Source organism: Streptomyces sp. NPDC002671 (assembly GCF_053592475.1).
Map to the genome: position 1 here is coordinate 350,514 of NZ_JBSFVU010000002.1, position 18,558 is coordinate 369,071.

Consider the following 18,558-nt stretch of genomic DNA (forward strand, 5'->3'; position numbering starts at 1 on the left):
CCAGACGATCTTGAAATCCGTACATTTAAATTAGCACTGCTAGTTTGCGTGTGCAGCCCTACTATGTGCGCCATGGCCCGACCACGCAAGCCCCTCCTCAGCACCGACCGGATCGTCGAGACGGCACGGGCACTCGTGGACACGGAGGGCCTGGCGGCCGTCTCCACCCGGCGGCTCGCCGCCGAGCTGGGAGTGAGCGGGCCCTCGCTGTACAACCACTTCCGCACCAAGGACGAGATCCTGGAGGCGGTCGCCGACTCGGTGAGCGCACAAGTCGACCTGTCGATGTTCGAGGACGGCCGGAACTGGCGGACCGCGCTGCACGACTGGGCCGTCTCCTACCGGGCCGCCCTGCGTGACCACCCGAACATCGTCCCGGTCCTCGCCCGGGGTCCCGGCCGCCGTCCCGCCGCGCTGCGCCTCGCCGACGCGGTGTACGGCGCGATGGTCGAGGCGGGCTGGCCGGCCGCTCAGGCGACCTCCATCGGCGCGCTGATGCGGTACTTCATCATGGGCTCCGCGCTCAGCTCCTTCGCGGGCGGCTTCGTGGACGACGCGAGCGCGTACGACCCCGCCGACTACCCCCACCTCGGGCAGGCGCACCTGCTGGCCGAGCAGCAGGAGAAGATCGACGCCCGCGCCTTCGAGACGGGGCTGACGGCGCTGCTGGACGGGCTGGCGCAGCAGTACGAACAGGTACGGCAGGGCGGGTAGCCGCCGTCGCGAAAATCCGGCGACCGCCGAAGCGTCCGTACCCCATGCTGGGGCGCATGACCGCCAAGACGAACGCCGCCCCACGTCAGTCGATCCTCGCCGCCGGTGCGGCAGTTGTCTCCGTCGTGCTGTGGGCCTCCGCCTTCGTGGCGATCCGCAGCGCGGGGGACGTCTACTCACCGGGCGCGCTGGCGCTCGGGCGGCTGCTCGCGGGGAGCCTCGTGCTGGGGGTCATGTGCCTCGTACGGCGGGAGGGGTGGCCGCCGAGGTCCGCGTGGCGGGGCATCGGAGTGTCCGGGGTGCTGTGGTTCGGGGTCTACATGGTCGTCCTGAACTGGGGTGAGCAGCAGGTCGACGCCGGTACGGCGGCGCTCGTCGTGAACGTCGGGCCGCTGCTCATAGCCCTGCTCGGCGCCCGGCTGCTCGGGGATCCGATGCCGCCCCGGCTGCTGGCGGGGATGGCGGTGTCGTTCGCCGGTGCCGTGACCGTGGGGCTGTCGATGTCGGCCGGGGGCGGGTCCTCGGTGCTCGGGGTGGTGCTGTGTCTGCTCGCGGCGGTGACGTACGCCGCCGGGGTCGTCGCGCAGAAGCCCGCCCTGGGGGAGGCCGGCGCCCTGCAGGTGACGACCTTCGGGTGTCTCGTCGGGGCCGTCGTCTGTCTGCCGTTCGCCGGGCAGTTGGTGGGCGAGGCGGCCCACGCGCCCGCGTCGGCGACCCTCAACATGGTGTATCTGGGCGTCTTTCCGACCGCTCTCGCCTTCACGACCTGGGCCTACGCCCTGGCCCGGACCACCGCCAGCCGGTTGGGCGCGACGACGTACGCCGTTCCGGCGCTGGTGGTGCTGATGTCGTGGCTGGCGCTCGGCGAGGTGCCGAAGGCGCTCACCCTCGCGGGCGGGGTGCTGTGTCTCGCGGGCGTGGCGGTGTCCCGGTCCCGGGCGAGCGGGCAGGAGCGGCGGGTCGCGGCCGGGGAGCCGCGACCCGAGAAGGTGTCCTGAGCCGTCAGAACACCACCAGCGCCCGGCCGCCCTTGCCCGCCAGCATGTTGTCGAACGCGGCCGGGATGCCCTCCAGGCCGATGCGTTCGGTGACCAGGGCGGAAAGGTCGAGGCGGCCCTCGCGTACGTGCTCGGCGAGCACCGGCACGTCACGGGCCGGGTCGGTGTTGCCGTAGACGCAGCCGGACAGGGTGCGGCCCCAGTGGAAGAGCTCCAGGGCGTTGAAGGTGACCTCCTGGTCCTTGCCGCCGATGCCGACGACGGTCGTACGGCCGCCCCGGCGCGTGGAGTCCCAGGCGGCGCGGATGCTGACCGCCCGGCCGACGCACTCCACGGCGACGTCCACACCCTGCTTGCCGGTGAGGGCGCGGATCTCGCGCGCGGTGTTCTCGGAGGCGAGCACGAACTCGGTGGCGCCGGCCGCGCGGGCCAGCTCCTCCTTCGCGGGGGAGACATCGACCGCGATGATCCGGGACGCGCCGGCGATACGCGCCGACTGGAGGGTGGCCAGGCCGACACCGCCGACGCCGAACACCGCGACCGTCTCGCCGGGTTGGACCCGCGCCGAGTAATGGACGGCGCCGTAGCCGGTGAGAACGGCGCAGCCGAGGAGGGCGGCGTCGGTGAGCGGCACCCCGTCCGGCAGGGGCAACACGCAGGACGCGGCGACCACCGTCTCCTCGGCGAACGCGGCGACGTTCAGGCCGGGGTGGAGGTCGGTGCCGTCGGTGGTGCGGGCGTAGACGTCGGCGGCGCCGTTCATCGCGTTGGCGCACAGCCAGACCTCGCCGAGTCCGCAGGCGTGGCAACGCCCGCAGGAGGGCGCCCAGTTGAGGACCACGGGGGCGCCGGGGGCCACGTGCGTGACCCCCTCCCCCACGGCCACGACGGTGCCGGCACCCTCGTGGCCGAGGACCGCCGGGACCGGCACCCGCATGGTGCCGTTGGACAGGGACAGGTCGGAGTGGCAGACCCCGGCGGCGGCGAGGCGGACCCGGACCTGTCCGGGGCCCGGGTCGGGCAGCTCGATGCCGGTGATTTCCAGCGGGGCGCCGATGGCGGGCAGGACGGCGGCTCGTACAGCCATGGCTCGCGGACTTCCTTAGAACTGGAGGGACTTGGTCTGGAGGTACTCGGCGAGTCCGTGCGCGCCGAGTTCCCGGCCGACGCCGGACTGCTTGTAACCGCCGAAGGGGGCGAGGGGGTTGAACCGGCCGCCGTTGATGTCGACCTGGCCGGTGTCCATGCGCCGGGCGAAGGCCACGGCCTCGGCCTCCTCACCGGCCCAGACGGCGCCGGCGAGGCCGTAGACAGTGTCGTTGGCGATGCGCAGGGCGTCGTCCTCGTCCTCGTAACGGATGATGCTGAGGACCGGGCCGAAGATCTCCTCCTGGGCGATCGTCATGCCTGGTGTCACGTCGGCAAAGACGGTCGGGCTGACGAAGTAGCCCTGCTCACACGGGGATTCGGGGCCGCCGGCGACCAGACGGGCGCCCTCGGCGATGCCCTTCTCGATGTAACCGCGCACGCGGGCCTGCTGCTTGGCGCTGACGACCGGGCCGATGCGGTCGCCGTACTTGGCGGCGGCGGCCACGGCCAGCTCGACCGCCTCGTCGTACCGGTCGGTGTGGACCAGCATGCGGGTCCAGGCGCTGCATGTCTGGCCGGAGTTGGACATCACGTTGGCGACGCCGACGTTCACCGCCTTGGCGAGGTCGGCGCTGGGCAGGATCACGTTGGCGGACTTGCCGCCGAGTTCGAGGGCGACCTTCTTCACGGCAGCCCCCGCCACCGCGCCGATCTGCCGGCCGACCGCCGTGGAGCCGGTGAAGGAGACCAGGTCGACGCCCGGGTGCTCGGCGAGCGCCTGCCCGGCGACCGGGCCGTACCCGGTGACCAGGTTGAACACACCGGCCGGGACGCCCGCCTCGTGCACGGCCTCGGCGAAGAGCTGGGCCGTGAGCGGGGTGTCCTCGGCGGGCTTGAGGACGATCGTGCAGCCCGCGGCGAGCGCCGGGGCGACCTTGGCGACGATCTGGTGCAGCGGGTAGTTCCAGGGGGTGATCGCGCCGACGACGCCGATCGGCTCGTGCAGGACGGTCGAGTTGCCGACCCGCTCCTCGAAGGAGTGGGCCGCGGCCAGTTCGGCGTAGGAGCCCGCGACGGCGATCGGCACGCCCGCGTGCACGGTCTGCGAGAACGGGAGCGGGGAGCCGAGTTCGGCGGTGACGGTCTCGGCGATCTCGTCCTTGCGGGCCACGAGCGCGTCCCGCAGCGCAGCCAGGCGGGCGGCCCGCTCGGCGGGGGGCGTGGCCGCCCAGCCGGGCAGGGCGGCGCGCGCCGCGCGTACGGCGGTGTCGACGTCCAGGGCGCCGCCCGCCGGGACCCGTGCGATGACCTGTTCGTCGGCCGGGTTCACGACCTCGATCGCGTCCCGGCTCTCGGCGGGTCGCCAGGTGCCGTCGATGTACAGCCCGTCGTGTGCCTTCATGCTGCTTTCCTCCCGGCGTGCTCACCTCGTCCGACACATAAACTAGCGACGATAGTTTTTCTGCGCCAGACGTACCAGGTCATCATCGCCAGGGCGGCGGGCGATCACTCCTCGGGGTGGGGTTTCAGTGTGCGCCCGCCGCGCGGACGGCCGCGAGGTGGGCGAAGACGACCACGTTGCCGGCGTGGCCGGTGCGGCGGTGGTAGGTGCCGCCGCAGGTGATCAGCCGCAGTTCGGGGCGGCCCCGGTCGCCGTAGACCTCGCGGTCGGGGAAGTGGGACTTCTCGAAGGTGCGGACGGCGTCCACGGTGTAGACGGCGGTACGGCCGTCGGCGCGCCGGACCTCGATGACGCGACCGGGGCTCAGCCGGGACAGGCCCGCGAAGACGGCGGGTCCGGTGCCGGTGTCGAGATGGCCGACGGCGACGGCGGTGCCCCGCTCGCCCGGGGAGGGGCCGTCCTGGTACCAGCCGACCAGCTTCGGATCGTCGTCCGGCGGGGCGGTCATGCGGTGCTCACGGTCCAGGCGGAGACCCATGACCGGGGCGTGGACGCTCAGGTAGGGGATGGCGAGGGCGGTGGCGCGGGAGCGGGGCAGGGGGTGGGGACTGGGGGCGGGGGGACGAGGGGTCGGCGTGGCGGGGGTGGTACTTGGCCGCCCGGCGGGGGTCGCGCTCGCCCGCCCGGTCGGTGCGCGGTCCCCCGAAGCCTGCGCACCGCCCCGGGCGCCCGCGTGGATGCCGGTCGCGCCGGAGTCCGTAGTGGGGCCGCCGCCGCCCGCGCACCGGGCGCCGCTCACCGCCAGGACGACGGTCAGGGCGACCGTGCGGGCCAGGCGGTAGGCGCGCGTCCGGTGCCACGGCCTGCGGGCCCGGCCGCGCCGCACGCCCAGGGCGGCGGCGCGGCGAGGCAGGAACGGGGTCGGCATGAACCACACTCCGAATCAGGCGATTTTCATACAATCTGCCATGCCTGACTCTGTGTCACCTGACCTTGGCCCGCCCGGAAGCGGTGCCGAGCCCCCGTCAGAAACCGCTCGGATATGGCCCTTCCGGCTCAACGGCGAGCGCGCCCCCGAACCGGAGCGCGGCGACCTCGACGGGCACCCCGTTGAGGACCGCGTTGCCCGACAGCGGATCGAGCAGGCTGCCGTCGAGGAGCTGGTTGACGTTGACACCCGGGACGGTGGCCGCGTGGGTCAGGCGGGTGCCGGGGCGGTCGTGGCCCCAGCCGTGCGGCACACTCACCACGCCCGGCCGGACGCCGTCGGTGACCTCGGCCGGTGCGATCACCTCTCCCCCGGCGCCCTTCACGCGTACGTCCGCCCCGTCCTGGACGCCGAGGCGTGCCGCGTCCTCGGGGTGGATGTGCACGGTGCAGCGGTTGCTGCCGCCGGTCAGGGCGGGCACGTTGTGCATCCAGCTGTTGTTGGAGCGCAGCTGGCGGCGCCCGACGAGGAGCAGCCCGGCGGGGCGTTCGCGCAGGGCCGCGTGCAGCCGGGGCAGGTCGCCGGCGATCGGCCCGGGCAGCAGCTCTGTCTTGCCGCTCACGGTCTTCAGCGGCTGCGGCAGGCGCGGGCGCAGCGGGCCGAGGTCGATGCCGTGCGGGTGGGCGAGCAGCTTGTCCAGGGTCAGCCCGTCGGGCCGGGCGCCGAAGCCGTCGCCGTACGGGCCGAGGCGCAGCATCAGGTCGAGCCGCCGCTCGGGACCGGTATCGCCGGTGAGCTGCGCGGCGAGTTCCTCCGGGTCGCGGCCGTGCACCGGGGAGTGGGACTCCCGGACGGCCTTGCCGAGGGTCTGGTCGATCACCATCGCGTCGACGGCGGCCGGGTCGGCGCCGTGCATGCCCGTCGCGGCCAGGATCAGCCGGGCGAGGATCTCGGACTCGGCCATACGGCCGGGCTCCAGCGGGACGGCGGGCCGGGTGTAGCGGACCTGGTTGCGCACGGCGAGGGTGTTGAAGGCGAAGTCGTGGTGCGGGCTCTGGGAGGGCGGGGGCGGCGGCAGGACGACGTCCGCATGGCGCGAGGTCTCGTTCAGGTACGGGTCGACGCTGACCATGAAGTCCAGTGTGCCCAGGGCCTTGTCGAGGCGGTCGCCGTCGGGTGCCGACAGCACCGGGTTGGCGGCGAGGACGATGAGCGCCCGGACCGGCTCGCCCTCGTCGCTCGCGGTGTCGATCTCCTCGGCCAGCGCGGAGAGCGGCAACTCGCTCTTGACCTCGGGGTGTTGCCGTACCCGGGAGTGCCAGCGGCCGAGCGCGAAGCCGTGGCCGGGGCCGGCCGGGCGGGGCGTTTTGTCGGTGGCGGCCTGCGGGAAGAGGGCGCCGCCGGGCCGGTCGAGGTTGCCGGTGAGGATGTTGAGGACGTCGACCAGCCAGCTGGCCAGGGTGCCGTGCGGGACGGTGCAGCTGCCGATGCGGGCGTAGACGGCGGCGGTGGGGGCGGCGGCGAGTTCGCGGGCGAGGGTGCGGATGAGGTCCGCGTCGACGTCACAGGCCCCGGCGACGGCCTCGGGGGTGAACTCCCGGAGGGCGTCCCGCACTTCGTCCACTCCCTGCACGTGCGGTGCGAGGTCCTTGAGGTCGGCCAGGTTCTCCTCGAACAGCACGGTGGCCATCGCGGCGAGCAGCAGGGCGTCGGTGCCGGGGCGGATCGCGAGGTGCCGGTCGGCGAGTTTCGCCGTGCGGGTACGGCGCGGGTCGATGACGGTGAGGGTGCCGCCGCGGGCCCTGAGCGCCTTGAGCTTGCCCGGGAAGTCGGGCGCGGTGCACAGACTCCCGTTGGATTCCAGGGGGTTGGCGCCGATCAGGAGCAGATGGTCGGTGTGGTCGAGGTCGGGCACCGGGATGGCGTTGGCGTCGCCGAACAGCAGCCCGCTGGAGACGTGTTTGGGCATCTGGTCGACCGTGGAGGCGGTGAACAGGCTGCGGGTGCGCAGCGCGCCGAGCAGGACCGGCGGGTAGAGGGCGCCGGCCATGGTGTGCGTGTTGGGGTTGCCGAGGACCACGCCCACGGAGTCGGCGCCGCACCGCTCCACGACCGGGCGCAGCCCGGCGGCGACGGCGTCGAAGGCCTCCTCCCAGGTGGCCTCGCGCAGGGCGCCGTCCTCGCGGACGAGCGGGGTACGCAGCCGGTCGGGGTCGCCGTCGACGGCGCCGAAGGAGGCGCCCTTCGGGCAGATGAACCCCTTGCTGAAGACGTCCTCGCGGTCGCCGCGGGCGCCGGTGACGCGGGTGCCCTCGATGGTGAGGGTCAGCCCGCAGGTGGCCTCGCACAGGGGGCAGATTCGCAGGGCGGTGCGGGACACGGGTCCTCCCGGTTGTCGGCGGCGGTGCCGGGCGAGCGCGTTCAGGCAGGCTCGGGGGTGAGCATACCGACCAGTAGGCATGGAGGGGAGCCCCTACAGCCACCCCGGGCCGAGGCTCAGTCGAGGACGCGCCCCAGGTACGCCCGCAGCAGCTCCCGCGTCTCGCCGATGATCGCCTCGTCCCCCTGGGGGGCGAGGCGGAACGCGAGCTGCACGAGGGTGTCCGCGCTCTCCACGGCGACGAGGAAGACGCGGCGCAGGTCCTCGTCGGGGGTGCGGCCGAGGTAGCCGGAGAGCAGTTCGGTGAGGCGGTCGGCGACCCGGATGTTGGGCTCGGCCAGCCGGACGCCGACCGGGATCTGGTTGCCGAAGTCCACGAGGGAGAAGCCGGGCGCGGTGCGTTTCATGCTCAGGTATTCGTCCAGCACGGCGTCCATGGCGGCACGCCAGTCGCCGCCGCGCACCTCCTTCAGGCGCTCGGTGACCCGCTCCGCGTACCGCTCCAGGTTGCGCTGGGCGAGGGCGTCGGCCATCTGCCGTTTGTTGCCGAAGAAGCGGTAGACGGAGCCTATGGGCACTTCGGCGCGCTGGGCGACGGCCCGGGTGCTCAGGGCGTCGTATCCGACCTCGTCCAGCAGGTCGGCACAGGCGTCGAGGATTCTGGTCAGCCGCTCGGTGCTGCGGCGTTGGACGGGGGCGCGGCGGAGCGAGGTGGCGTGGGGCACGGACCTCATGATGCCTTTCCGCCGGGATCCGGTGAACCTCGTCCCAGAGGGTGAACCCGGTCCGCGTCCGCGCCGGACGCCGTTATGTCGGCGGTGCTCTCGACCTTCCTGCCGCGCACGGCCCACACGGTGCCGTCGTCGGCGTACAGGCGGGCGGTGACGTGGTGGGTACCGCGCGGGACCAGGCGGCCGGCCAGGTGGAATTCGGGGGTGTGCAGCCGGGCTACGCGTCGGCCGTCGACGAAGAGGTAGGCGAGGCCGCGCCCGGACACCGCCTTCGGCTTCGCGCCGGTGGCGGAGAAGCGGAAGTGCTGGAACGTCAGCCGGACGTCCCAGCCGCCGACGGAGTCGGGGGTGACCTCGACGCCGACCTGGGGCGCGTCGTGCTTGCCGACCTCGCGCAGGTGCCGGCCGGTCTCGTCGGTGTCGTCCAGGACCTTGCCCACCGGTGAGGAGGACACGGCGCCGCCGCTCCCGTGGGCCTCGCCGGCCCCGCAGCCCGCCACGCCGAACGGCAGCAGGAGGCAGACCGCGAGCACGGTGAGGGAGCTACGGGTCCACGACGTCCATGACATGCACCGGAGACTAGAACACCCCTCCGACACCCGAATCCCCCTGAAGTCTGGTTCTCCTCCTACCCCGGAGGGAGGAGCAGAGGTCCTCTTGCGTCCGCACTCCTACATTCCTACGGTGATACATAGGAATCAGTCAGGTATCAGCGTCGCAAGGTCGCAAGGGAGCGAGCATGAGCGCGGACGCGCGGAAGATCGCCGAGGGACTGTCGTATCTGTCCGGGTTCGGCAATGAACACGCCTCGGAGGCGATGCCGGGTGCCCTGCCCGAGGGCCGCAACTCGCCGCAGCGCGCGCCGCTCGGCCTGTACGCGGAGCAGCTGAGCGGTACGGCGTTCACCGAGCCGCGGGCACACAACCGCCGGTCCTGGCTGTACCGCATCCGCCCGTCGGCCGCGCACCCGGCGTTCACCCGCATCGACAACGGCGCGATCCGCACGGCCCCCTTCGCGGAGGCGGTGCCCGACCCGAACCGGCTGCGCTGGAACCCGCTGCCGGAGCCACCCGCGGGGACCGACTTCGTCGGCGGCCTGTGGACGCTGGGCGGCAACGGCGACGCGGCCCAGCGCACCGGCATCGCCGTGCACATTTACCACGCCAACTCGTCGATGGAGCGCGTGTTCAGCAACGCCGACGGCGAGCTGCTGATCGTGCCGGAGCGCGGCGGGCTGCTGCTGCACACCGAGTTCGGCAGGCTCCATGTGGAGCCGGCCCACGTGGCGCTGATCCCGCGTGGGGTGCGCTTCCGCGTGGAGCTGCTGGACACCGCATCTGATGGCGGGCAGAGCCCGACGGCGCGCGGCTATGTGTGCGAGAACTATGGGGCGCCGTTCCAGCTCCCCGACCTCGGACCGATCGGGGCCAACGGGCTCGCCAACGCCCGCGACTTCCGGGCGCCGGTCGCCGCGTACGAGGACGTGGACGGCCCGGTGGAGGTGGTGAACAAGTTCTGCGGCAACCTGTGGACGGCCACGTACGACCACTCCCCCCTCGATGTGGTCGCCTGGCACGGCAACCATGTGCCGTACGTCTATGATCTGCGCCGTTTCAATGTGATCGGCACCATCTCGTACGACCACCCGGACCCGTCCATCTTCACGGTCCTGACGTCCCCGTCCGACACCCCGGGGCTGGCCGGCGTCGACTTCGTGGTCTTCGCGCCGCGCTGGCTGGTGGGCGAGGACACGTTCCGGCCGCCGTACTTCCACCGGAACGTGATGAGCGAGTACATGGGCCTGATCGAGGGCGCCTACGACGCGAAGGCCGAGGGCTTCGTGCCGGGCGGCGGCTCGCTGCACAACATGATGTCGGCGCACGGCCCGGACCGGGAGACCTTCGACCGGGCGAGTGCGGCCGAGCTGAAGCCGCAGAAGATCGACGACGGCCTGGCGTTCATGTTCGAGACCCGCTGGCCGGTGACCCTCACCCCGCAGGCCGCCGGGGCGGACCACCTCCAGCAGCGCTACGACGACGTGTGGCAGGGTCTCGAACGGCACTTCCGCATGCCATGACCACTCCGTCCGCCGGCATTGCGCTGACCGTTCATCACCAGATACGGATAGCCCAGTGACCTCCTTCGCTCCGGATTCGATCGTCCTGAACCGCAAGCTGCCGCTCTGGTATCAGGTGTCACAGTCGCTGCGCGCCTCGATCCTCGGCCGCTCGCCCCGGGACCCGCTGCGCCTGCCCACCGAGGAGCAGCTGGCGGAGCACTACGGGGTCAGCGTGCTGACCATGCGGCAGGCGCTGAAGGAGCTGGAGGACGAGGGGCTGATCAGCCGGCACCGGCGGCGCGGCACGTTCATCGAGCCCGGCGTCCGGCGGGCCGCCCCGGTGCGGCTGCTGGGCTCGGTGGACGCGATCGTGGCCCAGCAGTCCGGGATGACGACCGAGCTGCTGGACCACGGCACGGCCCCCGTGCCGGGCGAACTCACCGAGTACTTCCCGGACCTCGCCGAGGTGGCGACGTACCACCGGCTGCGCAGCGACGAGAAGACCGGCGAGCCGACCAACCACGCCGTCAACCACGTCCGCCCCGAACTGGCCGAGCGCATCGACCTGGACGATCTGGTCCGCTGGCCGATGACCAAGGTGCTGCGGGACGTCGTCAAGGCGGACATCAGCCGCATCACGGACACCGTAGAGGCCCGGCTCGCCGACCCGGAGACCGCCCGGCTGCTCCAAGTGCCGCTGCTCAGCCCGATCCTGCACTACACGGGCGTGACGTACGACACCGACGGACGGGTGCTGGACGTGGCGGTCATCCATTACCGGGGCGACCGCTTCTCCTTCACGGTCACGCTGGACGCCACCTGATCCCGGGGCGCGGTCAGGCCGTACCATGCCGAGCGTGACGCACGACGACGCTCCGCCGCTGGCGGACCTCATGCCGTGGTCCGTCGCACCCATGCGGCCGGGCCGCGCCTGGCCGACGGCACCCGACCCCGCTTCCCTGAAGGCCCGCTGGGACTCCCTGCTGAAGGCCGAAGGGCCGGACCGGGAGAGCCTGTTCGAGCCGACCCGCGCCCGCACGCTCCACTCGGCGGTGGGCCAGCTGCCGGGCCGCTCCAGCGGCACGGAGCGGCTGGCACGCGCCGAGGGCCCCTGCGCCGAGCCGGTACGGGTCCTGGCGGCGCCCTTCGACGAGCAGTGGCTGATCCCCGACCACCGGCTGATCGACTCGGCCCGGCCGGAGCTGTGGCGGGTGGCTGACGAGCAGCAGGTGTTCGTCGCCGAGACGGCCGGCGAGGAGCCGGTGCTCGCGACCGCGCTGCTCCCCACCCTCCGCACCGGCCGCGTCCGCCCGTTGTACCGCCGCCCGGGCGGCACGGAACCCAACCTGGCGCCGGGCCTGCTGGACCACCTGACGGCCAGGCTGGGCAGGCCGGTGACACCGCCGGACGTGCTGGCCTGGATCCTCACCGCGATCCGCCCCGACCTCTCCGTCCCGCTCACCGAGGACGCCGAACTCTGGGCAACGGGAGTGGAGTTGGGCCACCGCACACTGTGGCTGCTGCGCCGCGACGGCGAGCGTCCCAAGCTGCCGGGTGGCCGCCGCCCCTACGTCCGCTCGCCCCTGCCCACGCTTCCCTTGACCCTCCACTACGACCGCGACGAGGAGACCCTGCACCTGGACGAGGGCCGCGTCTCCCCCGTCCCGCCGCAGGCCTGGGACTACGAGGTGGCCGGAGTCCGCGTCCTGGAGGCCTGGTTCGCGGCGCGCACGGCCCCCGCCGAGCCGGGCACCCTCGCCGCGATCCGCTCCGCGACCTGGCCGCAGACCTGGACGTCGGAACTCCTGGAACTGATCACGGTCCTGGCCCTGCTGGCGGAACTCCGTCCCCTGCGCGCGGAGTTGCAGGCGAAGACGACCTCGACCCTCACGGCGACCGAACTGAGCCGCGCGGGCATCCTCCCCCCGCCGGACTCGTCCCGCCGCCCCGCCTCGGTCCTCGACCACCCCGAGGAGGGCCCGGAGGGCCAGTTCGCGTTGCTCTAGCGGCTGCGCAGGGCGGCCTCCAGCCGGGCGATGTCCTCGGCGTCCTTGGCGCGGCGGGGCCGGGAGGGGTCCCAGACCGGCATCATGCGCTTGATCTCGATCTGGGCGTGCGGGCTGACGATCGGCGCCACCAGCTCGCCGATACACCCCGGCCCGGCGTCGAGCAGCCCGTCCGGCCAGGGCGTTCCGGCCCAGGGGCCGCCTGCGACCGTCACGCGGCCCGCGGCGTCCCGGTCCAGCAGGGTGAAGCTGCTGTCCAGGCCGTCCTTTGCGAAGTCGAGCTGGAGTTCGGGGGGCGGGCCGGGCACCGGGCGGTGGCCGAGGCCGGTCAGGGCCGTGCGCAGGGGTGCCGCATCCAGGGCCCAGGCGAACCAGTCGATGTCACCGTGCTCGCGCGTGACCTCGCCGAGGTAGAAGTCCATCGCCCAGCCGCCGCGCAGCCACAGCTCGATGCCGCAGCGACGGGCGGCCTCCAACGTCTCTGCGATCAAAGCGAGTTGACGACCGGAGCGGTCCTGGTTCACCGGGCTCCCCGCTCCGGGTCGAACCCGTCGAGGACCCGTTCCAGCGCCCGCTGGAACACCGCCTCCATGTCGACCGGGCCGGGGTCCGCCGTGAACGCCGCCGCCATTCTCGGATACGCGCCGGAGGCGATCTGGCTGCCCAGGTAGGCGATCCGGGCCGCGTTCTCCTCCTCCTCCGACCACGGCAGGGCGCGGACCCGTTCGGCGGTGTCGAGTTCGTTGCGGACGTAGGTCGTCACGACGCCGTTGAGCATCGCGATCAGTTCCAACTTGGCACCGGAGGACGCCTCCAGCGGGTCGAGGCAGGCCAGGCAGTGCTCCAGGTAGCGCAGGGCGTGCGGACTGAAGCCGTAGACCGGGGACATCAGGCGCGGCAGCCACGGGTGGCGGTGCATCAGCGCGCGGGTCTGGTGCGCGACGCGGAGCAGGTCGGCCCGCCAGTCGCCGCTCGGCTCCCACGAGGCGTGCTCCGCGCTGACCGCGTCCACCATCAGCTCGTACAGGTCCTCCTTGCGGGGGACGTAGTTGTACAGCGACATGGTGCCGCAGCCCAGTTCGGCCGCCACGTGCCGCATCGACACCGCGTCGAGCCCCTGCGCGTCGGCGATCCGGACGGCCGCTGCGGCGATGTCGTCGCGCGTGTACGCCGGCTTCGGCCCCCTGCCCGTGCGCTCGGGGCGGGCCCAGATCACCTCGGGTACGGCCCCTCGGACTGCCATCGGTCATCACCTCGGCCACCATCGTAGTTACGTACACCGTACGTAGTGCGCTATGGTCACCCCATGACTACTACGTACGCTGTACTTAGTGAGGGTCTGGAGAAGCGCTTCGCTGCTGTGCGGGCCGTGCAGGGCCTGGATCTGGCCGTGGCCCGGGGCACGGTGTGCGGTCTGCTCGGGCCGAACGGGGCAGGGAAGACGACGGCCGTGCGGCTGCTGACCACGCTGCTGCGGCCCGACGGGGGCTCGGCCCGGGTGGCGGGGCACGATCTGGTGCGGGAGGCGGCGGCCGTACGGGAGCGGATCGGGGTCACGGGGCAGTACGCCTCGGTCGACGGGGACCTCACCGGCCGGGAGAACCTGCGCCTGTTCGCGCGGCTGCACCGGGTCCGGGGGCCTGCCGAGCGCGCCCGTGAGCTGCTGGAGCGCTTCGGGCTCACCGAGGCGGCGGACCGGAAGGCGGCCACCTACTCCGGCGGCATGCGGCGCCGGCTGGACCTCGCCGCGAGTCTGATCCGGCGGCCCGAGGTGCTCTTCCTGGACGAACCGACCACCGGACTCGACCCGGCCAGCCGCAACCGTATTCACGAGGCGGTCCGGGAGCTGAAGGCGGACGGTACGACTGTGGTGCTGACCACGCAGTACCTGGAGGAGGCCGACCAACTGGCCGACGACATCGCCCTGATGGACCGTGGCCGGATCGCGCACACCGGCTCGCCCGGCGAACTCAAGGCGCTCATCGGGTCGTTCGCTCAGGCCGTCGTCGCCCATCCCGAGGCGCTGGTGCGGGCAGCCGCCGTGCTCGATCAACTCACGGGCGGCGAGCCGGTGTTCGACCGCGAGCGCAACTCCGTCGGCGCGGTCACCACCGATCCGACCCTGACCCTGCCCCGGCTGGTGCGCGAACTCGACGCGGCCGGTGTGCCGTTGGTGGACGCGAGCCTGCGCCCGCCCACCCTCGACGACGTCTTCCTCCGGCTCACCGGCGAACCGGCCGACGGCAAGGAGCACGGCAGCAAGGAACACGGCAGCAAGGAGTGTGCGGCATGAGCGCGTTGGCGTACGACGGTCTCGCGATGACCGGACGGCAGCTGCGGCGGGTCCGCAACAGCCCGGGGCTGGCCGTCCTGACCCAGATGATGCCGATCAACATGCTGCTGTTCTTCGGTTATGTGTTCGGCAGCGCGCTGGCGATGCCCGGCCGCGAGTACCGCTCCTTCCTGGTGCCCGGTCTGCTGGTGGCGACGGCGGCCGGCGGGCTGATGACCGGCATGTTCCAGGCCGCCCAGGACACGCACCGGGGGGTGATGGACCGGTTCCGCACGATGCCGGTGAGCCGGGCCGCCGTACCCCTCGGGCAGGCGGTCGCGGACCTCGTCGTCACGACCGTGGGAACCGTTCCGCTGCTGCTGGTCGGGCTCGCCGTGGGGTGGCGGATCGAGGGGTCCGCGCTCGCGGCGGCCGGGGCGGTGGGGCTGCTGCTGCTCTTCCGGTTCGCCTGCACCTGCGCCGGGATCTTCCTGGGGCTGCTCACCCGCAGCGAGGAGGCGGCGGGCCAGCTCGGCTCCTCCTCCTTCGTGCTGCCCCTGCTGTCCAACGCGTACATCCCGACCGGCAACCTCCCCGCCTGGCTGCGCGCGCTCGCCGAGTGGAACCCGATCAGCGCGGTGACGACGGCCCTGCGGCACCTGTTCGGCAACGCGCCGATCCCGGCGGACTCGGCCTGGCCGGTGGCCCACCCGGTCGCCGGGTCGCTGGCGTGGAGTCTCGCGCTCATCGCCGTGTTCCTGCCGCTCGCGGTGCGCCGGTACGCACACGGCGAACGCTGACGCGGGCACGGGCACGGGCACGGGCACGGGCACGGGCACGGGCACGGGCACGGGCAGGCGGTGAGGCGTACCGCACGCGGTACTGACAAAGGCGCCGGTCGCGGGACATGATCCAGCGCATGGAACAGGCCATGGATCATGTCCCGCTGCCCCTGGAGGGCATCACCGTCGTCGCCGTCGAGCAGGCCGTCTCCGCGCCCTTCGCGACCCGGCAGCTCGCCGATCTGGGGGCCCGGGTCGTCAAGGTGGAGCGGGTCGACGGCGGTGACTTCGCGCGCGGCTACGACACCGCGGCCCGCGGTCTCGCCTCGCACTTCGTGTGGTGCAACCGGGGCAAGGAGTCCATCGCCCTCGATCTGAAGGACCCGCGCGGCCTCGACGTCGTACGGCGGCTGATCGCGGACGCGGACGTGTTCGTGCAGAACCTCGCCCACGGCGCGGCGGCCCGGCTCGGGCTGGACGCGGCCACGCTCTGTGCAGCGCATCCGCGGCTGATCGCCGTGGACATCTCGGGCTACGGCGGCTCGGGACCGTACGCGGACAAGCGGGCGTACGACATGCTCGTGCAGTGCGAGGCCGGGCTGGTGTCGGTGACCGGGACGCCCGGGCAGCCGGTGAAGGCAGGGATTCCGGCGGCGGACATCGCGGCGGCCATGTACGCGTTCTCCGGGGTGCTGGCCGCGCTGGTGCGGCGCGGCACGACCGGGCGGGGCGGGCCGGTGGAGGTGTCGATGCTGGAGGCGCTGGCCGAGTGGATGGGGCACCCGCTGCACCACGCGATGCACGGCGGCGAGCCCCCGGCCCGTACCGGGCTCGCGCACGCCGTCATCGCGCCGTACGACGCCTATGCGACGGCGGACGGCGGACGGGTGCTGCTGTCGGTGCAGAACGACCGGGAGTGGCGGCGGCTGGCCGAACAGGTCATGGGCAGGCCGGAACTGGGAACGGATCCGGTATACGCGACGAACGCGGCAAGGGTGGCGAACCGGGAGCGCACCGACGAGCTGGTCGCGGGGGCGCTGGGCGCACTGGACACCGAGGAGGCGCTGGCGCGGCTGGAGAAGGCGGGCATCGCGTGCGCCCGGCTCCGGGACCTGCCCGAGCTGGCGGCGCATCCGCAGCTCGCGGCCAGGGAGCGGTGGCGCGAGGTGGGTTCGCCGGTCGGGCCGTTGCGGGCGCTACTGCCTCCCATCACACTGCCGGGCGGGGACGAGGCACGGATGGGTGATGTGCCCGCGCTCGGACAGCACACCGAGGCGCTGCTGCATGCCGTGGGGATGACGGACGAGGAAATCGCAGCGTTGCGCCGGGACGGTGTGGCGGCCTGAGCGCGGGCCCCTCAGTGGCCGCCGAACAGCGAACGACGCAGTCGGCGCAGCGGCGCGAACAGGGAGACGCCGCGAACCCGCGTACCCCGGTCGCTGTGCTGGCGCACCGTGTCACGTGCGGTCAGTTCGAGCATCAGCGACGTCGCCTCGACCGTCTTCTGCTGCGGTATGGCGGGACCCGCCAGCACCGACAGATGACGGTCCAGACGCGAACTGGTCGCGCTGCTCCCGCAGGTGATAGCAGGGACCCTGGCCCTGCTGCGCATCGTTATCTGCTCCATGTCACTCCCCACCCGTACGAGTCCACCCGGCCCGGGCAGAGTAACCCTATCGCCTGGGCGGAGCACCCGTGTATCACGGTCACAGGATTCACCTTCCCCGTAAGGTGGTTGACCAACCCGCTATGGCTACTCTCCGAATCCGACCGATTTCAAGGTGAGTTGGACAACCGGCTGACCAGTTGGCCGCACTGAGCCACCATCAGGCTCGACGGTTACGGCGAGTGACATCGAGGACTTCTCCAGCCCCTTGGCGACCAAGGGCGTGTCCCCCGCGAGGAGCCCGAGGGAGCGCGGTTGCACATGGGGGCGCAAGAGCCACAGCTGACGGACGCGGCCGGCGGGCGGGGTGCCGTATCCGCTCAGGGTGACGACGGCCCGCCCCTGCGATACGGAAGCAATCACTCCGATCTTGCGGCCCCGGGCGTCCTCGCTGCTGGCGGCGCGGGCGTCGGAAGCGGCCAGAACGTGGGCGATCTCACGTGCCTGAGCCCGCTCGGCGTCGAGCCGGTCCTGGGTGCGGTGCGCCTGGACCGCGAAGAGGGAGGCGACGACGAGGGCCGCCGCGGCGGTCGCCGTGGCGAGCGGCACGAACAGGGGGCGCGTCCGGGGCGTACGGGTGCGTGACGGCGGGGGCTGGGTGCCCCAGACGTGCGGCGGCAGTCGCCGGGCGCGCCCGCGGGCCGGGGTCTGCTTCCGGGCGGGCTCCCGGGCGGAGGTCTGCTCCGGCGAGTCCTGCGGGGTGGTGCATACGGCGGCCAGGACGCGGTCGCGCAGCGCGGGCGGGGCGGGCGCCGACGTGGACCAGGCGAGGCGCACCGCGTCCTCGGACAGGGCCCGCACGTCGGCGGCGCAGTGCTCGCAGCGCGCGAGGTGCTTCTCGAAACGGCGTCGCTCGCCGGGTTCGAGGGCGTCGAGGGCATAGGGCGCGGCGAGGGAGTGCGGATCCTCCCGGCGCAGCAGCCGGCCGAGGACGCTCATGCGGCACCTCCCAGGCACTCGCGCAGCCGCGTGAGTCCGTCGCGCATCCGGGTCTTGACCGTGCCCAGCGGCAGCGAGAGCCGCTCGGCCACCTCACGGTAGGTGTAGCCGTCGTAGTAGGCGAGGGTGACGGACTGACGTTGCAGGGCGGTGAGCCGCTCCAGGCAGCGGCGCACCCATTCGCGTTCCAGCCCGGCCTCGACCTCCTCGGCGACCTGGTCGAAGGCGGGTTCACCGGCGCGCAGGGCCTCGCGCTGCTCGCGTTCGCCGGCCGCGCGGGCGCTGCGCACCCGGTCGACGGCCCGCCGGTGGGCGAGGGTGAGGACCCAGGACAGGGCGCTGCCCCTGCGGGGGTCGAACCGGGCGGCGGAGCGCCAGAGTTCGAGCAGCACCTCCTGGGCGACCTCCTCGGACTGGGCGGGGTCGCGCAGGACCCGCCGTACGAGCCCGTACACCGGGCCGGACACCAGTCCGTACAGGTCCTCGAAGGCTGTCTGGTCGCCGCCCGCCACGAGCACCAGAAGCTCGTCCGCCTCCACCCGTGCCCCCTCTCCGTGGCCGCAGACGGCCCGTCCTCTGATCCCACGCATCC

Annotated in this window: 19 protein-coding genes; 8 read left to right on the forward strand and 11 right to left on the reverse strand. The window is 72.8% G+C overall.

Annotation, left to right across the window (positions count from 1 at the left end; translation table 11 throughout):
* The first annotated feature begins 72 nt into the window (after window positions 1-72).
* Window positions 73-714 carry a TetR/AcrR family transcriptional regulator gene (locus ACWD35_RS04385; protein ID WP_451349619.1) on the forward strand — a complete coding sequence of 214 codons (642 nt, stop codon included), beginning with the start codon at window positions 73-75 and terminating at the stop codon, window positions 712-714.
* Window positions 715-770: 56 nt separating this feature from the next.
* Window positions 771-1,712 carry a DMT family transporter gene (locus tag ACWD35_RS04390; RefSeq protein WP_451349620.1) on the forward strand — a complete coding sequence of 314 codons (942 nt, stop codon included), beginning with the start codon at window positions 771-773 and terminating at the stop codon, window positions 1,710-1,712.
* Between the two features lie 4 nt (window positions 1,713-1,716).
* On the opposite strand, the gene ACWD35_RS04395 is transcribed toward ACWD35_RS04390, so the two are convergent.
* The 6 genes from ACWD35_RS04395 to ACWD35_RS04420 all read right to left on the reverse strand — a co-directional run bounded on the left by ACWD35_RS04395 (window position 1,717) and on the right by ACWD35_RS04420 (window position 8,811).
* Window positions 1,717-2,799, reverse strand: coding sequence for a Zn-dependent alcohol dehydrogenase (locus tag ACWD35_RS04395; RefSeq protein ID WP_451349621.1), 1,083 nt, complete (start codon window positions 2,797-2,799; stop codon window positions 1,717-1,719).
* A 15-nt stretch (window positions 2,800-2,814) separates the two neighbouring features.
* Complete coding sequence (locus ACWD35_RS04400) at window positions 2,815-4,203, reverse strand: aldehyde dehydrogenase family protein (RefSeq protein ID WP_451349622.1); 1,389 nt, start codon at window positions 4,201-4,203, stop codon at window positions 2,815-2,817.
* A 124-nt stretch (window positions 4,204-4,327) separates the two neighbouring features.
* Window positions 4,328-5,131, reverse strand: a complete 804-nt coding sequence (locus tag ACWD35_RS04405; protein WP_451349623.1) for a class F sortase — start codon at window positions 5,129-5,131, stop codon at window positions 4,328-4,330.
* A gap of 97 nt (window positions 5,132-5,228) precedes the next feature.
* Window positions 5,229-7,511, reverse strand: coding sequence for a molybdopterin oxidoreductase family protein (locus tag ACWD35_RS04410; protein WP_451349624.1), 2,283 nt, complete (start codon window positions 7,509-7,511; stop codon window positions 5,229-5,231).
* A gap of 116 nt (window positions 7,512-7,627) precedes the next feature.
* Window positions 7,628-8,245, reverse strand: coding sequence for a TetR family transcriptional regulator (locus tag ACWD35_RS04415; protein WP_451349625.1), 618 nt, complete (start codon window positions 8,243-8,245; stop codon window positions 7,628-7,630).
* Window positions 8,242-8,811, reverse strand: coding sequence for a hypothetical protein (locus ACWD35_RS04420; RefSeq protein WP_451349626.1), 570 nt, complete (start codon window positions 8,809-8,811; stop codon window positions 8,242-8,244). Before ACWD35_RS04420 ends, ACWD35_RS04415 begins: the two co-directional genes overlap by 4 nt.
* Before the next feature lie 170 nt (window positions 8,812-8,981).
* Here ACWD35_RS04420 and hmgA point away from each other — a divergent pair, with 170 nt between their 5' ends.
* From hmgA to ACWD35_RS04435, 3 genes are read left to right on the forward strand one after another with little or no spacing between them, the layout of a single operon-like run.
* On the forward strand, window positions 8,982-10,319 hold the full coding sequence (gene hmgA / locus ACWD35_RS04425) for a homogentisate 1,2-dioxygenase (RefSeq protein ID WP_451349627.1): 1,338 nt from the start codon (window positions 8,982-8,984) through the stop codon (window positions 10,317-10,319).
* 55 nt (window positions 10,320-10,374) lie between these two features.
* Window positions 10,375-11,124: a GntR family transcriptional regulator gene (locus tag ACWD35_RS04430; RefSeq protein WP_451349628.1), complete on the forward strand. Its 750-nt coding sequence runs from the start codon at window positions 10,375-10,377 to the stop codon at window positions 11,122-11,124.
* A gap of 25 nt (window positions 11,125-11,149) precedes the next feature.
* Window positions 11,150-12,307 carry a type ISP restriction/modification enzyme gene (locus ACWD35_RS04435; RefSeq protein WP_451349629.1) on the forward strand — a complete coding sequence of 386 codons (1,158 nt, stop codon included), beginning with the start codon at window positions 11,150-11,152 and terminating at the stop codon, window positions 12,305-12,307.
* Here the strand turns inward: ACWD35_RS04435 and ACWD35_RS04440 are convergent.
* Together ACWD35_RS04440 and ACWD35_RS04445 are read right to left on the reverse strand one after the other, a co-directional pair.
* Window positions 12,304-12,831, reverse strand: coding sequence for a nucleotidyltransferase domain-containing protein (locus ACWD35_RS04440; protein WP_451349630.1), 528 nt, complete (start codon window positions 12,829-12,831; stop codon window positions 12,304-12,306). The two genes, ACWD35_RS04435 and ACWD35_RS04440, sit on opposite strands and share 4 nt — an antisense overlap.
* Entirely contained in the window at window positions 12,828-13,550 is a 723-nt protein-coding gene (locus ACWD35_RS04445; RefSeq protein WP_451349631.1) for a TetR/AcrR family transcriptional regulator C-terminal domain-containing protein, read from the reverse strand. Before ACWD35_RS04445 ends, ACWD35_RS04440 begins: the two co-directional genes overlap by 4 nt.
* Before the next feature lie 63 nt (window positions 13,551-13,613).
* On the opposite strand from ACWD35_RS04445, the gene ACWD35_RS04450 reads away from it, so the two are divergent.
* The 3 genes from ACWD35_RS04450 (at window position 13,614) to ACWD35_RS04460 (ending at window position 16,707) form a co-directional block, all read left to right on the forward strand.
* Window positions 13,614-14,600: an ATP-binding cassette domain-containing protein gene (locus tag ACWD35_RS04450; RefSeq protein ID WP_451349632.1), complete on the forward strand. Its 987-nt coding sequence runs from the start codon at window positions 13,614-13,616 to the stop codon at window positions 14,598-14,600.
* Window positions 14,597-15,379 carry an ABC transporter permease gene (locus ACWD35_RS04455; protein ID WP_451349633.1) on the forward strand — a complete coding sequence of 261 codons (783 nt, stop codon included), beginning with the start codon at window positions 14,597-14,599 and terminating at the stop codon, window positions 15,377-15,379. The genes ACWD35_RS04450 and ACWD35_RS04455 overlap by 4 nt, the downstream gene beginning before the upstream one ends.
* Before the next feature lie 131 nt (window positions 15,380-15,510).
* Window positions 15,511-16,707, forward strand: coding sequence for a CaiB/BaiF CoA transferase family protein (locus tag ACWD35_RS04460; protein ID WP_451349717.1), 1,197 nt, complete (start codon window positions 15,511-15,513; stop codon window positions 16,705-16,707).
* A gap of 11 nt (window positions 16,708-16,718) precedes the next feature.
* Here ACWD35_RS04460 and ACWD35_RS04465 read toward each other — a convergent pair whose 3' ends face one another.
* From ACWD35_RS04465 to ACWD35_RS04475, 3 genes are all read right to left on the reverse strand, one after another.
* Window positions 16,719-16,988, reverse strand: coding sequence for a hypothetical protein (locus ACWD35_RS04465; protein ID WP_451349634.1), 270 nt, complete (start codon window positions 16,986-16,988; stop codon window positions 16,719-16,721).
* Window positions 16,989-17,114: 126 nt separating this feature from the next.
* Window positions 17,115-17,966, reverse strand: coding sequence for an anti-sigma factor (locus ACWD35_RS04470; protein WP_451349635.1), 852 nt, complete (start codon window positions 17,964-17,966; stop codon window positions 17,115-17,117).
* Complete coding sequence (locus ACWD35_RS04475) at window positions 17,963-18,505, reverse strand: sigma-70 family RNA polymerase sigma factor (RefSeq protein WP_451349636.1); 543 nt, start codon at window positions 18,503-18,505, stop codon at window positions 17,963-17,965. Before ACWD35_RS04475 ends, ACWD35_RS04470 begins: the two co-directional genes overlap by 4 nt.
* Window positions 18,506-18,558: the final 53 nt, after the last annotated feature.

What these genes read in the sequence shown, in the direction of transcription:
- ACWD35_RS04415 (WP_451349625.1), bottom strand. Translation starts at nt 8,245, where the DNA reads ATGAGGTCCGTGCCCCACGCCACCTCGCTCCGCCGCGCCCCCGTCCAA.
- ACWD35_RS04445 (WP_451349631.1), bottom strand. Translation starts at nt 13,550, where the DNA reads ATGGCAGTCCGAGGGGCCGTACCCGAGGTGATCTGGGCCCGCCCCGAG.
- ACWD35_RS04465 (WP_451349634.1), bottom strand. Translation starts at nt 16,988, where the DNA reads ATGGAGCAGATAACGATGCGCAGCAGGGCCAGGGTCCCTGCTATCACC.
- ACWD35_RS04405 (WP_451349623.1), bottom strand. Translation starts at nt 5,131, where the DNA reads ATGCCGACCCCGTTCCTGCCTCGCCGCGCCGCCGCCCTGGGCGTGCGG.
- ACWD35_RS04460 (WP_451349717.1), top strand. Translation starts at nt 15,511, where the DNA reads ATGGATCATGTCCCGCTGCCCCTGGAGGGCATCACCGTCGTCGCCGTC.
- ACWD35_RS04420 (WP_451349626.1), bottom strand. Translation starts at nt 8,811, where the DNA reads ATGTCATGGACGTCGTGGACCCGTAGCTCCCTCACCGTGCTCGCGGTC.
- ACWD35_RS04395 (WP_451349621.1), bottom strand. Translation starts at nt 2,799, where the DNA reads ATGGCTGTACGAGCCGCCGTCCTGCCCGCCATCGGCGCCCCGCTGGAA.
- ACWD35_RS04450 (WP_451349632.1), top strand. Translation starts at nt 13,614, where the DNA reads ATGACTACTACGTACGCTGTACTTAGTGAGGGTCTGGAGAAGCGCTTC.
- ACWD35_RS04470 (WP_451349635.1), bottom strand. Translation starts at nt 17,966, where the DNA reads ATGAGCGTCCTCGGCCGGCTGCTGCGCCGGGAGGATCCGCACTCCCTC.
- ACWD35_RS04435 (WP_451349629.1), top strand. Translation starts at nt 11,150, where the DNA reads ATGCCGAGCGTGACGCACGACGACGCTCCGCCGCTGGCGGACCTCATG.
- ACWD35_RS04400 (WP_451349622.1), bottom strand. Translation starts at nt 4,203, where the DNA reads ATGAAGGCACACGACGGGCTGTACATCGACGGCACCTGGCGACCCGCC.
- ACWD35_RS04385 (WP_451349619.1), top strand. Translation starts at nt 73, where the DNA reads ATGGCCCGACCACGCAAGCCCCTCCTCAGCACCGACCGGATCGTCGAG.
- ACWD35_RS04455 (WP_451349633.1), top strand. Translation starts at nt 14,597, where the DNA reads ATGAGCGCGTTGGCGTACGACGGTCTCGCGATGACCGGACGGCAGCTG.
- ACWD35_RS04390 (WP_451349620.1), top strand. Translation starts at nt 771, where the DNA reads ATGACCGCCAAGACGAACGCCGCCCCACGTCAGTCGATCCTCGCCGCC.
- hmgA (WP_451349627.1), top strand. Translation starts at nt 8,982, where the DNA reads ATGAGCGCGGACGCGCGGAAGATCGCCGAGGGACTGTCGTATCTGTCC.